The organism is Armatimonas sp., from assembly GCF_043757465.1.
Lineage (GTDB): Bacteria > Armatimonadota > Armatimonadia > Armatimonadales > Armatimonadaceae > Armatimonas.
In genome coordinates this window covers 1-11,409 of the sequence record NZ_JAYVPL010000124.1, presented here as the reverse complement: position 1 = coordinate 11,409, position 11,409 = coordinate 1, and the positions used below count along the sequence as shown (strand labels likewise).

Genomic DNA, 11,409 nt, shown 5'->3' with positions numbered 1-11,409 from the left:
TTTTCAGGCTTGTAATACCCCAACTATTGTTTGGGCGATTGTCTCCAGATCACGAGGAAGTGCATAGGAATTAACATCTTGAATCAGGCACTTTTTCTCGCGCTGGAGACAGGCGAACTGCCAGGAGCTTCCCAACGAGATCGCTCCATAGAGTGTCTCGTCGGGCAGGTCTGTCCATTTATCCAGCGCGATTAGCTCGGCGACAAGTTGCATAAACCCCCGCGTCGGGTCGGCGTGCTTGGCCTCGATCACGAGAAGATGGTGCGTGGTTTGCAGCAGATAGTCTAGTGTCCCTTTGAGGTTGTCCGCCACTTCGATAGGGTACTCAATCTCAAGCCGCGCCCGCAGGTACAGTGCCGCCTCGGTGAGCACAGGGCCGATCAGCACCTCACGCCGCGCTTGCTCGCTGGTCAGGTCGGTGAGGGTCAGCAGGTCCGTGAGGCGCACTTGAAGCGCCGGAACCCACGCCAGTGGCCCTGTGCTCTGCGGAAGCTCCAGAACCCGTCGCTCTAAATGGTAGCCCCACGCCGCCGCGACATCTTCGGCCCGCGCCTTGAGATCGAAGTACGCGGAGAAGCTGCTGAGCTGGGCAGGGAGCTTGAAGTGGGGGTTCATACTCCCATTTTACCGGGTCATGCGTTCCACGGCTTCGATTTGTTTGTGGCTTTTCTGGGAGACCACTTGCTCGATCTCGCTGAGCCGTGTGTCATCTTCCTCGAAGCTGGGACCAAAGTCCGAGTTCCAGACATCGCCGCTGGTGAAGCGAATCTCGCAGACGTGGCGGGGGATGATATTACCGTTGGGGGCTTGAAGGCTCTCCGTCACTTTAATGCTCTCGACCTCGCTGTAGCTATGGGTTGTCGTGCCGAGAGAGAAGAAGGGGTTGAGGGTGATGGTGTCTTTGCCAAACACCGTGTAGTTGTCAAAAAAGTGCCCACAGAGCAAGAAAACAATGCCACAAATCAGCCCGACAAGATAGCGGTTGATCGTATCCACGCAGTAGTTCGCCTTCAACCGACTTAGTCGAACATAGCTCTCGTAATCTTCCCCGAGAAAACGTCTCAGCCCGTAGAACGTCCCGGCAAGCCCGCCCGCCATTACCGTGAAGAGCATCGGAATCGCCCAGAATAGCTTCTGCCCCGCCACGGCAAGCGGCTCGTTGGCGAAGCGCTGGTAGTGCCCGAAGGCCACCAGTCCAATTACGCCGCAGAGCGCAACGCCCACCGCCGCGCCAATAGCTGCCCCTTTTCCCTCGGCGGCACTCCCCCGCTTGCCTAAGTGCTCTTTGAGCTCGTCTAAAGACGGCCCGTCGTCGCGGTAGCCCTTCGGTAGAGGCATCGTGCGTTTGAAAATCAGGAGTACAAAAGGCATGGCAACCAGTGCAACCCATCCTCCAAATAATCCACTATTCATTGCTTTCTCCAGACGACGGATTTTTGCCCTGCTTGACAAACTCCTCGCGGCTAAGGAAACCATCTTTGTTGGTGTCGAAGCTGGTGAAGCGCATGCGGGCTTGCTGGGGCGCGGCCTGGTTGTTGGGGCCGACCAGGAACTCCTCCAGCGTGAGCTTGCCATCGTGGTTGGTGTCTTTCTGATCGAAGAGGGTATCGCGGCCCTTCGCCGCGCTCGGCGCGGCAGTGGTGGGTTTGTCCGCGCCGCTGGGTACGGCGTCTTTGAGAAGCGCCTCTAAGTCGGCGCGGAGCTCTTTGACTTTCTCGGGCTGGGTCGCCGCGAGATTCTTGTGCTCTCCGATATCGTCTTTGAGGTTGTAGAGTTCTACTTTGCCAGCGAGCTTATCGTTGTCGCTGCCCTCCTCGGCATCCTTCTCGGAGGCGTTGAAAAGTAGCTTCCAGTCACCCTTGCGCACGGCGGCCACACCAGGGCGGGTTCCATGGAGCAGCAGCGCATCGTGGGGTGATCTTGCACGCTTCGTGAGCACGGGCCAGAGGTCTTTACCGTCTACGGGGAGCTTCTGCACGGGCGAGGCCCCCGTGAGCTTGAGCAGTGTGGGGTACCAGTCCACGGCGTGTAGAGGCTCGTCAATGGTCTGGCCTGCCGCGATCTTGCCCGGCCAGGTTGCAAACGCGGCAGCGCGGATGCCGCCCTCAAAGATTGTTCCTTTGCCCGCACGGAGCGGCGTGTTCACGGTGACGCGTCCCGGCCCCGGCCCGCCATTGTCGCTGGAGAAGATAATCAGCGTGTTCTGGTGCAGCCCTTTCGCCTCTAAAGCCTCGACCACTTGCCCAATGGCTTCATCGACGGCGGAGAGCATTCCCGCAATGGTCTGACGGGGCTTTGGCAGGTCTTTGTAGGTCGTGAGATAGCGCTCGGGCACCTGGTGGGGGGCGTGGATCCCGTTGAAGGGCAGGTAGAGAAAGAGCGGCTTGTCTTTTGGTTGTGCGTTGATGAGGCGCACGGCCTCTTTGGCAACCAGCTCCGTGGAGTAGCCTTCTTCCTTGAGCGGCTTATCGTCGCGGTACCAGTCCGCCTTGCCGTCGCGGATGTGGGTGAAGTAGTCAATCGCGCCGAACATATGGCCGTACTGATGATCAAAGCCACGATTGGTGGGCGTGTAGGCGGCCTGAAACTCGCCGAGGTGCCACTTGCCGCAGATCGCCGTGGTATAGCCCACTTCTTTGAGGGCTTGGGGCAGCAGGCGCTCCGCGAGTGGCAGGCCCCAGGGTGCGCCTGGGCGGACGATGGTATAGACCCCGGTGTGGGTGACATAGCGCCCCGTCAGTAGCGCCGAGCGCGTGGGCGAGCAGACGGGCTGGACATAGAACGACTTCAGAATCGCGCCCGCCTTGGCGAGCTTATCTATGTGGGGGGTCTTGATGTCCTTGCCGCCGTTAAATCCACAGTCGGCGTAGCCCATATCATCCACCAGGAAATAGACGATATTGGGTCTCTCCGTTGCCTGCCCTCTAGCTCCTGCTGAGTGGGGGAGCACTGATAGAGAGAGAGCGAGGAGCAATAGCGTTGTTTTCATGAGGATGGTTCCGTGTAGGGGGGATTCTCGAAGCGGCAGGGAGTCTCAGCGACCCGTGGGTCGGCTTGCTCGGTAAGAACAGCGAGGAGCTGGGCACTTAGGGCAGCTTTAATCTCTGTGTAGCTGGGATCGGCTGCGAGATTATTCAGATAGTGCGGGTCTGTGCCCAGCGCATAAAGCTCCTCGGCAGGGCGCTTACCAAAGCCAAGCTCGAACGCGGTGGGAATCTCAGCACGGTGGTGGATCATCCACGCCTTGGTCGGGCTGGCATCGAGGTCGGGGTAGCAGACCATTGTGTTGTTGGCCAGCTCGTCGTAGGAGGGCGGTGTGACAAAGGGATCGTCCATGCTCTCCGGGCTCCCCATGGGCCAGCGCTCCGGCTCGAAGTTGCGGATGTAGAGAAACTCTGCCGTGCGCAGAGCACGCTGCGGGTAGGGCCGGTGGCCCTCGCGTGCCGACGCCACATGCCGCTCGCGCCCGGTGACGACAGATGTTCGGGTTGCATCTACCTGGCCGGAGCGGCTACTCGTGAGCACGGGCCAGAGGCTTCGTGCCGTCATCGTTGTGGGAAGGGGAACACCCGCCGCCTCTAGAAACGTTGGGGCTAGGTCCATAAGATTCACGAAGTCCGTCACGACGCGGCCCGCGGGTATCTTTCCAGGCAGGCGTGCGGCCAGTGCGACCTCACAGCCCAGATCGTAGAGATTGCACTTGGCACGAGGGAAGCCGGGGATACCATGGTCGCCACTGGCCACAATCAGCGTGTTGTCCAGCTCACCGGTCGCTTCCAGTTGCTCCAGAATCACCCCGAGCCCTGCATCCAGCGCCAGGCACTCCCCTAAGTAGTCGCAGACATCCTCGCGAACCTCATGGACATCGGGCAAAAATGCCGGCAAGCGGCCTCGCAGATCACCGGGCTCTAAACTCCATAATTTCTTGCCCGAGCCGCGCTCCCAGAGTCGGTGGGTGTTGGTTGGCCCCCACCAGTAGCAAAACGGGGTATTGGCAGGCCGCGCCGCCAGAAACGCGTCGAAGTTGGCTCGGACTTCGTCGTAGAGGGGCTGCTTGCCGGAGACGACGGCGTTTTGCGAGAAGTGTCGCCAGAGATCTCCGGCGGGCTCGTAGCGTGTGCGGGCTCCGCCATACGGTGCATTGATTGCCTGGCCTGGCGACCAGACTTTGTAAGTATAGCCGATATGGTAGCCGCTCTTTTCCAGCTCCAGTGGGTAGGTCGGGATGCTCTCGTCCCAGACTGCGCCCTGTAAGATCGCCCCGAGGCCCGTCTGCCAGAAGTACGACCCTGAGAGCAGCGCACTGCGGCAGGGAGTGCAAGTTGGGGCGGGCACTAAGGCGTTCTGGAAGAGCACTCCCTCGCGTGCAATTCGGTCAAAGTGCGGCGTCTCGATTAAGTCGTTGAGCGGGCTCGCTCCGGCCAGCCCCCGGTAGGCGCTGGCATAGCGTCCCCAGTCATCGGCAAAGGCAAAGAGGATATTCATTGGTTTTAGCGCCAGAGTTTCGCGAGCAGTGCGTACAACTCCGGGTCGTGGGCTTTGAGCTGAGCGGTGTTAAACGGAAAAAAGTCATTGGCCCCAAAGAATGCCTCCGTGCCCTCGGCGAAGTACTCCTGCACACTGGTAAGAGCGTAGGCGCGGTCAAAGCGCCTGCGGCCCTCGGAGTCCTGGCGCTCCACTCTGTCGTACTTGCCACTGGCTTTTGCGCTCTTGTAGGCCGCCAGCAGGCGCGGCTCGTCGTTGCCTAGAACCTGGTCGTGGTAGGCATGGGCCAGCTCATGGAGCACAAACAGCGGCATGCGGCGGGTTTCCGCGTCGAAGTTTTTCACATCGGTGATCTCGACACCCTTGACCATCTCCGGATTGCGGCCATTCTCGCGCAGCCACCCGGCGCCCGGATGGTACTCGGCGCGAGGCGGCGTTCTCGGGTACTCCGGCGAGAGCCAGAGCGTCACGCGTTTCAGCTCCACAAGTGGCTTGGGTGGCACGAGCTTACAGATCGCCTTGAGCTGCGAGGTCAGTAGCACCAGCGCCCAGTCCAGTGCAGCGGCATCTTGTTGGCGCAGCACGACGTTGATCTTTGCCGTCCATCCGAGAATACTTTTCGTCTCATACCGTCGCTCTTGCATTGTAGCGCAGTGTAGCACTAGAGTGCGAGTGATTCAAGCGCTCTGCTGCTGCCCGGTACAGATGTTGTCTTGAAATTCCGATACTACCTCTGAAACTATGCGAAACACCGTTGCCATTCTGGGAATCCCTATAGATGATCTCAACACCGAGCAGGTCATGGAGCGCCTCGATGAGTTTGTGGCATCGCAGCGATTTCATCAAGTGGCGACAGCGAACACGGACTTTTTAATCCAGGGGCTCGATGATCCGGAGCTCAAGGCGATTCTCTGGACGGTTGATCTCGTGGTGCCCGATGGCATGCCCATTGTGCTCGCCTCAAAGTGGCTCGATGCGCCTTTGAAAGAGCGTGTCACGGGTGCGGATCTGGTGCCGATGCTGGCACAGCGTGCGGCGCAAAAAGGCTACAAGATCTTCATGCTAGGCGGCAAGCCGGAGAACGCCCAAAAGGCGAAGCTCCGCATGGAGCAAGAGAACCCCGGCCTGCAAATTGTTGGATGCAGCTCCCCGGCTCCCTCGCACATCGTGACGATGGACAACGAGAAAATACTCGCTGAGATCGAGGCAGCGCAGCCCGATATTCTGCTCGTTGCCTTTGGGAACCCCAAGCAGGAAAAGTGGATTCACATGCACCGGGATCGGCTAAAAGTGCCCGTGTGCATCGGGGTTGGGGGGACATTTGACTTTCTGGCGGGAGCGACCGTGCGCGCCCCCGAGTGGATGCAAAAATCCGGGTTTGAGTGGCTCCACCGGCTCTGCCAGGAACCTAGGCGGCTCTGGCGGCGCTACGTGCGCGATATTGTTCACTTTGCGCGCTTTATCACGCTTCAGCTCTGGGTGATGCGTCGCCGCAAGCACACGCAGGGGAAGGCGCGGGTCGCGGATATTGCTCTGGGCGACTGCACCGTGATCTCGCTGGTGGGTTCGCTAGACAGCAAGCAGCTCTCGAAGTTCCAAGCCAAGGCGGAGCACGCGCTGAATCTGCCGTCGCACTTGGTATTGGATCTTCAAAATACAACGGACATGGACAGTGCGATCTTAGGAACACTGCTCAACCTGCCCAAGCGCGCTGCGTTTGTGGGGCGGGAGGTGCGCCTGGTCGGGGTGCCGTCGCATCTGAAGAGTGTCTTGAAAATTTCGCAGGCGCAGTCACGACTGCGGGTCTACCAGACCTTCACCGATGCCCTGCGCGGTCAGTTGCCGGAGACTCTGGAAGTGCGCACGACACTCCGGGGCAACCTGGCCGCTCTGGTGCTTGATGGCGCAGCCAATGAGGAGAACCGCCCGTATCTGGAGCTCCACCTGCGCCAGCTCCCTAGCTTTCTGGACCATGTCGAGCTGGACATGCGCGAGGTAGATTTTCTGGATATCGGGACGCTCGCGCTGCTTCATCGCTTCGCGGAGGAGCGCAAGAAGTTCGGGTGCGACGTGAGCTTGATGCCGGGTGAGGCCGTGGGCCGCCTGCTGACCCGTGAAAAACTCACGACGGCCTTTGATGTGGTCAGCACCCTCTCCAAAGCCGCCTGAGCTCCCCCCTCTCACTTTTCTCACCTCTCAGTCAAGGGGGTGCGTGAATAGATAGCGCCAGACATCTTCATGGATAAACTTTCCGCTGGCATCTTTCACGGCATTGCCACCCGGCGTGACGGAGCTATGGGCGCGGTTGGCATCTCCTTGCACCTCGGCATCGGTGATGAGGCGGCGGGTGCCGCCGTAGGGTGCTTTGGCCTTGTCGACGTTCACAATCGGGCCGAACTTTTCCAGCCCGAGCATTTCCCAGGAGCGCGGGTAGTGGTTTCCCGTCCAGCCGCCGTCGAGCACATGACTGAACCCAAAGTAGCGATTTGCGGGAGTCGCCGACTTCAGCGACTGCCAGGTTTCTAGCTGATCCCGCGGACCGCAGAGCATCACTACCCGCGCGACGCGTTGGTGCTTGGCCAGCCGCGCCGCCGTTGTGGAGCCGTGCGACGCGCCTGAGAGTATCACGCGCTCCCAGCGCAGGGTTTTTTGATCCGCCGTCAGGAAATACTCCCAGCCTCCTTGCGGGTTTTCTTTGGCCAGCCAGCGCACGAATTGCAGTGCCCTCTCCATGATGCTATCGGGCTTAGGGATGCTCACCGCCTCACTCACGTCTTCGCCCGTGGCAGCCTCAAGCCGAATCCGGCCATTAAATGTGGTGTCGCCCTTGGGCCCTTTGTCGCCAAACTGCCCGAACCAACCGTTGGCGTAGTGCACTTGAATCGCGTGGAGGCCGTAGCTCGTCAGTCGGTCAAAGAGCGGCGCACTGTAGCCCATCAGCCAGATCACCAGCCTGCCCAGTGGCGCGACCCGGGTATCCACGGCGGCATGCTGTGTGTCGGCGGGCTTGCCGTCTTTCTCAAACACAAACCCGATCTCCGGGTGGGGGCGGGCACGCGGATCGAGCTGGCTGGCACGCGCCGTGAGTGCATAGCGCTTGGGCGCGGGATCGCTGTAAGTGAGTGGGGTCTCTGTCTGTCTCATGGGAGCGAGATGCTCCGAATCCGCAGGCGGTTAAGCCCCCCAACGACTTTATCTCCCGCGCAGTAGCCCAGCAGAATGGTTTTCTCTAAAAAATGAATCGCCGTGTAGCAGTACCAGCCGTCGGGGTCAGTCTCGATCTCGCGGTGCCCGTGCCAGCTCTTGCCGCCATCGTCGGAGAGCGCGAGGGTGAGCGGCGTGCGCTTGCCTTTGGGAAACGTGATGCGCCCAGAATGATCGTTATAGAGGGCGATCAGCCGCGCGGAGTTTGGTAGGCGCTTGATACTGGCGGGTGCAACCGGGGAGAGCAGCGGCCCAGCCACGGGCGCACTCCAGGTCTCGCCCTTGTCGGTGGAGCGCATCTCGTACTGTGCGCCTTTATCCGTGCGGGCAAAGCAGAGCAGCGCACCGTCGGCGAGCTCGACCACGCCGGGCTCTTGCAGGCCCGTACCACTCGCCACGGGAAGCGCCCACCAGCTCCGCGCCTCGCGCCAGGTTTTCCCTTCATCGTCGGAGAGCGACCAGAGTGCGACGGCGCGGGCATCGAACGAGCGCGAGCTGTGGGGGTCAGTGCCCTTCGAGCGATGAAACGCCAGCGGTGCAACCAGCCGCCCGGAGCTTAGTTGAATCACGCGGTCGTTGTTGAGCACAAAGTAGCCCGGCGCGGCTGTCATCAGAGTTGGAGCGCTCCAAGTCTTTGCCTCGTCCTCGGAGAAGCGGACGTAGGGCAGGCACTCGATCCAGCTATTCTTTTTTAAGTAAAACAGCGCGATGCGCCCGGACTTGAGGCGCAGTAGCGAGACACTCATCACGTTATTGCCCCCGTCGTTGATGAGAATCTCACGCGGCACGCTCCAGCTCTTGCCGCCGTCCCCTGACTCAATCCCCACCAGCCGCGCCGGGCTTTCGTCGGCAGCTCCTCCGTAAAACTGGGTGTAGCAGAACAGAATCCGCCCGTTGGTGAGCGTCACAAACGCCCCCTCGGAGCTACGGGGATTCTCTTTAGTCGGCTCGATATTGTAGACATCATTCTGGCTCATACTGTCATTGTGGCTGATTTTGACTGCTAAAGGTACAATAGCAACATGGCAGCAAGACCACGAGGCATCTGTCGCTACTGCGGCGAGGAAGTCGCCAAGCAGAGCATTGGCAAGCACTTGGAAAAGTGTGCACCGCGTCAGGCGGCGATAGGCGCAGCGACCGGGAAAGCCGAGACGCTGTTTTATCTGCGGGCCGAGTCCGCTCACACGAAAGCGTTCTTTCTCGATCTGGAGGTGCGCGGCTCCGCGACCTTGAGCGACTTGGACACCTATCTTCGCGCGATCTGGCTGGAGTGCTGCGGCCACCTGAGCGAGTTCGCCTACGAGGCGTGGGAGGACACGATCTCGTCCTCGCGCAAGGTAGAGAGCGTCTTCAAAAACCACAAGGAAATCACGCACCTCTACGACATGGGCTCTACCTCCGAGACCACGCTTCGGGTGATGGTCGAGCGCAAAGGGGCTCCGACCACGGATCGGCCTCTTGCGCTGATGGTTCGCAACAAGATCCCTGAGGTGAGCTGCGAGGAGTGCGAGAAGCCCGCCCGCTGGCTCTGCTCAGAGTGCATGGCAGAAGAAGGGGAGTGGGTTGTTCTGTGCGATGCCTGCCTGGAGCCACACGGACACATGGAGGACTATGTGCCTGTGCTCTTGGTCAACTCGCCGCGTCTGGGAATGTGCGGCTACGAAGGTCCCGCTAATCCCCCCTACTAACTCCTTCAGGTTCGTTTGGTAGCGGTACAATAACGGCATGGCATCTGGAGTATCCTGGACCACGATCAAAAAAGAGCTGATCCTCCTCAATCAAGAAGAGACGCTCAACCTCCTCAAAGACATCTACGATGCATCGGCGAGCAACAAGGCATTTTTGCAAGCGCGGGTTCTGAGGGGCGAGATCTCTCTGGCCGACTTCGAAGAGCGGATTCGGGTAGCGTTCTACTCGCGCAGCAAACATGGCCCCACCAATGGCTACCCCAAACTGCGCGATGGGAAAGCGGTGCTCAGCGAGTTTAAGAAAGCCCGACCCGGCGATCTGCAAAACTACCTCGACTTGCAGCTGCACTATATTGAGACCGGAACCCAGTTCACCAATGATTTCGGCGATATAACCGATAGTTTCTACAGCAGTCTTCTCTCCGTGATGGGCGACGTTGCCAAAGTTCTGGAGAAGCCGGAAAACCAGACTCTGTACTCACATTTCCTCCCGCGCTTAAAGCAGCTCTACAGCGACGGGGACGGTTTTGGCTGGGGCTACACCGACGAGCTTCATTCCTACCTAGAAAGTATTGCCGAAGCGCACGGGGATACGAGTATCTTCCCCAAACGCCGCTACGGATAAAGGAGAATGCATTGACGGTTTGCATTATTGGCGGAGGGATTATCGGGCTCTGCTCGGCGTGGTATGCGGCGGAGCGGGGCTTCTCGGTAACCGTGCTGGAGCGCAATCCTGAGGGCGGGGATAGCTGCTCGCTGGGCAACGCCGGGATGATCGTCCCGAGTCACTTTGTCCCGCTGGCCGCGCCGGGGATGATGCTCTACGGCCTGAGGCAGCTCGCTAACCCGGAGAGCCCGTTCTGGATTCGCCCCAAGCCCACAAAAGAGCTGGTGGACTGGGGGCTGAAGTTCATGAAGTCCGCGACGCAGGAGCACGTGGACAGAAGTGCGCCTCTGCTACGCGATCTGAACAACACCAGCCGGGCGGAGTATGAGACGCTCGCCCAGACATTTGGCAATGAGTTTGGACTGGTAAAGCGTGGCCTGCTCATGCTCACCAAGACATCGCCTGCTTTTGAGGAAGAGACGGCGATGGCGGCCAAAGCCCGTATGCTGGGCATTCCCGCCGAGGTGCTGACACCCGAGGAGACGGCGAAGCTCGACCCGAATATTACCATGGAGATCGCCGGGTCGGTGTACTTTCCTAACGACTGTCACCTCTCGCCCAGCAAGCTGATGGCGGGGCTGGCACGGCGACTCAAAGAGCGCGGCGTACGCTTTGTTTACAGCGCGTCGGTGGCGGGCTGGGTGACGACAAAGGGCCAGGTGACGGCGGCGCTGACCAGTGCGGGGCAGTTCGAGGCCGATCAGTTCGTGCTGGCGGGCGGCGCGTGGAGCCCCGAGGCGGCGCGTGGTCTGAGTCTCACGCTGCCGATGCAGGCGGGAAAAGGCTATTCCATAACTCTGGAAAACCCAAAACAGCTCCCCGAGATCTGCTCGATCTTCGTCGAGGCGCGTGTCGCGGTCACGCCGATGGGTGGCGCACTCCGAATCGGAGGGACGATGGAGATCGCGGGCAATGATCTGTCCGTAAACCCACGCCGGGTCGCGGGGATCGTCAAGTCCGTGCCACGCTACTATCCCGCGTTCTCCGAAGCAGACTTCGCGGGCTTGCCGACATGGAGCGGCCTGCGCCCGGTCACCCCCGATGGCTTGCCGTACCTGGGTCGGCCTGAAAAATGGAGCAATGTGGTGGTCGCCACGGGCCACGCCATGATGGGGCTCTCCCTCGGGCCCGTGTCGGGCAAGCTGGTCGGCGAGGTGCTCGCAGGGGAATCCCCCAGTATCGCTCTGGAAATGCTGCGCCCCGATCGCTTCGCCTGAGCCGCCAGGGCAACCAGCGCCAGCGGAATGCTTGGCGCGACCCCAGCCAGCCACGGCTATTCAGTTTTTGCCTCCCCCCGGCTTCGCCGACCCCCTCCGGCTCCGCGAAGGGGGTACAAGAGATCAAGATGGTAAAGTCAGATTCCTA

The 11,409-nt window shown here is 60.4% G+C and carries 11 protein-coding genes; 4 read left to right on the top strand and 7 right to left on the bottom strand.

The window, feature by feature from the left end; all coding sequences use genetic code 11:
- Positions 1-3 precede the first annotated feature (3 nt).
- From ACH2ED_RS16845 to ACH2ED_RS16825, 5 genes are read right to left on the bottom strand one after another with little or no spacing between them, the layout of a single operon-like run.
- Positions 4-615: a hypothetical protein gene (locus ACH2ED_RS16845; protein WP_395093630.1), complete on the bottom strand. Its 612-nt coding sequence runs from the start codon at positions 613-615 to the stop codon at positions 4-6.
- Positions 616-624: 9 nt separating this feature from the next.
- Positions 625-1,413, bottom strand: coding sequence for a hypothetical protein (locus tag ACH2ED_RS16840; RefSeq protein ID WP_395093628.1), 789 nt, complete (start codon positions 1,411-1,413; stop codon positions 625-627).
- A complete protein-coding gene (locus tag ACH2ED_RS16835) occupies positions 1,406-2,989 on the bottom strand; it encodes a sulfatase-like hydrolase/transferase (RefSeq protein WP_395093626.1) in 1,584 nt (527 codons plus the stop codon). The genes ACH2ED_RS16840 and ACH2ED_RS16835 overlap by 8 nt, the downstream gene beginning before the upstream one ends.
- Positions 2,986-4,485 (bottom strand): sulfatase, encoded by a 1,500-nt coding sequence (locus ACH2ED_RS16830; RefSeq protein WP_395093624.1) that lies wholly within the window; start codon positions 4,483-4,485, stop codon positions 2,986-2,988. The genes ACH2ED_RS16835 and ACH2ED_RS16830 overlap by 4 nt, the downstream gene beginning before the upstream one ends.
- Before the next feature lie 5 nt (positions 4,486-4,490).
- Positions 4,491-5,129 carry a hypothetical protein gene (locus ACH2ED_RS16825; protein WP_395093621.1) on the bottom strand — a complete coding sequence of 213 codons (639 nt, stop codon included), beginning with the start codon at positions 5,127-5,129 and terminating at the stop codon, positions 4,491-4,493.
- Positions 5,130-5,226: 97 nt separating this feature from the next.
- On the opposite strand from ACH2ED_RS16825, the gene ACH2ED_RS16820 reads away from it, so the two are divergent.
- Positions 5,227-6,654, top strand: coding sequence for a WecB/TagA/CpsF family glycosyltransferase (locus ACH2ED_RS16820; RefSeq protein WP_395093618.1), 1,428 nt, complete (start codon positions 5,227-5,229; stop codon positions 6,652-6,654).
- Positions 6,655-6,681: 27 nt separating this feature from the next.
- Here the strand turns inward: ACH2ED_RS16820 and ACH2ED_RS16815 are convergent, their stop codons facing one another.
- Both ACH2ED_RS16815 and ACH2ED_RS16810 read right to left on the bottom strand, forming a co-directional pair.
- A complete protein-coding gene (locus ACH2ED_RS16815; protein WP_395093615.1) occupies positions 6,682-7,629 on the bottom strand; it encodes a BPSS1187 family protein in 948 nt (315 codons plus the stop codon).
- On the bottom strand, positions 7,626-8,666 hold the full coding sequence (locus ACH2ED_RS16810) for a sialidase family protein (RefSeq protein ID WP_395093612.1): 1,041 nt from the start codon (positions 8,664-8,666) through the stop codon (positions 7,626-7,628). Before ACH2ED_RS16810 ends, ACH2ED_RS16815 begins: the two co-directional genes overlap by 4 nt.
- Positions 8,667-8,711: 45 nt before the next feature.
- Between ACH2ED_RS16810 and ACH2ED_RS16805 the strand changes: the two genes are divergently transcribed.
- Genes ACH2ED_RS16805 through ACH2ED_RS16795 form a run of 3 tightly spaced genes read left to right on the top strand, consistent with a single transcriptional unit; the run spans position 8,712 to position 11,261 of the window.
- Positions 8,712-9,377 (top strand): hypothetical protein, encoded by a 666-nt coding sequence (locus ACH2ED_RS16805; RefSeq protein ID WP_395093609.1) that lies wholly within the window; start codon positions 8,712-8,714, stop codon positions 9,375-9,377.
- Between the two features lie 37 nt (positions 9,378-9,414).
- Entirely contained in the window at positions 9,415-10,002 is a 588-nt protein-coding gene (locus ACH2ED_RS16800; protein ID WP_395093606.1) for a hypothetical protein, read from the top strand.
- An 11-nt stretch (positions 10,003-10,013) separates the two neighbouring features.
- A complete protein-coding gene (locus ACH2ED_RS16795) occupies positions 10,014-11,261 on the top strand; it encodes an NAD(P)/FAD-dependent oxidoreductase (protein WP_395093603.1) in 1,248 nt (415 codons plus the stop codon).
- Positions 11,262-11,409: the final 148 nt, after the last annotated feature.

Excerpts from the sequence above, each read along its gene's own strand:
- ACH2ED_RS16840 (WP_395093628.1), bottom strand. The coding sequence starts at position 1,413 with ATGAATAGTGGATTATTTGGAGGATGGGTTGCACTGGTTGCCATGCCT.
- ACH2ED_RS16800 (WP_395093606.1), top strand. The coding sequence starts at position 9,415 with ATGGCATCTGGAGTATCCTGGACCACGATCAAAAAAGAGCTGATCCTC.
- ACH2ED_RS16810 (WP_395093612.1), bottom strand. The coding sequence starts at position 8,666 with ATGAGCCAGAATGATGTCTACAATATCGAGCCGACTAAAGAGAATCCC.
- ACH2ED_RS16820 (WP_395093618.1), top strand. The coding sequence starts at position 5,227 with ATGCGAAACACCGTTGCCATTCTGGGAATCCCTATAGATGATCTCAAC.
- ACH2ED_RS16845 (WP_395093630.1), bottom strand. The coding sequence starts at position 615 with ATGAACCCCCACTTCAAGCTCCCTGCCCAGCTCAGCAGCTTCTCCGCG.
- ACH2ED_RS16825 (WP_395093621.1), bottom strand. The coding sequence starts at position 5,129 with ATGCAAGAGCGACGGTATGAGACGAAAAGTATTCTCGGATGGACGGCA.
- ACH2ED_RS16830 (WP_395093624.1), bottom strand. The coding sequence starts at position 4,485 with ATGAATATCCTCTTTGCCTTTGCCGATGACTGGGGACGCTATGCCAGC.
- ACH2ED_RS16805 (WP_395093609.1), top strand. The coding sequence starts at position 8,712 with ATGGCAGCAAGACCACGAGGCATCTGTCGCTACTGCGGCGAGGAAGTC.
- ACH2ED_RS16835 (WP_395093626.1), bottom strand. The coding sequence starts at position 2,989 with ATGAAAACAACGCTATTGCTCCTCGCTCTCTCTCTATCAGTGCTCCCC.
- ACH2ED_RS16815 (WP_395093615.1), bottom strand. The coding sequence starts at position 7,629 with ATGAGACAGACAGAGACCCCACTCACTTACAGCGATCCCGCGCCCAAG.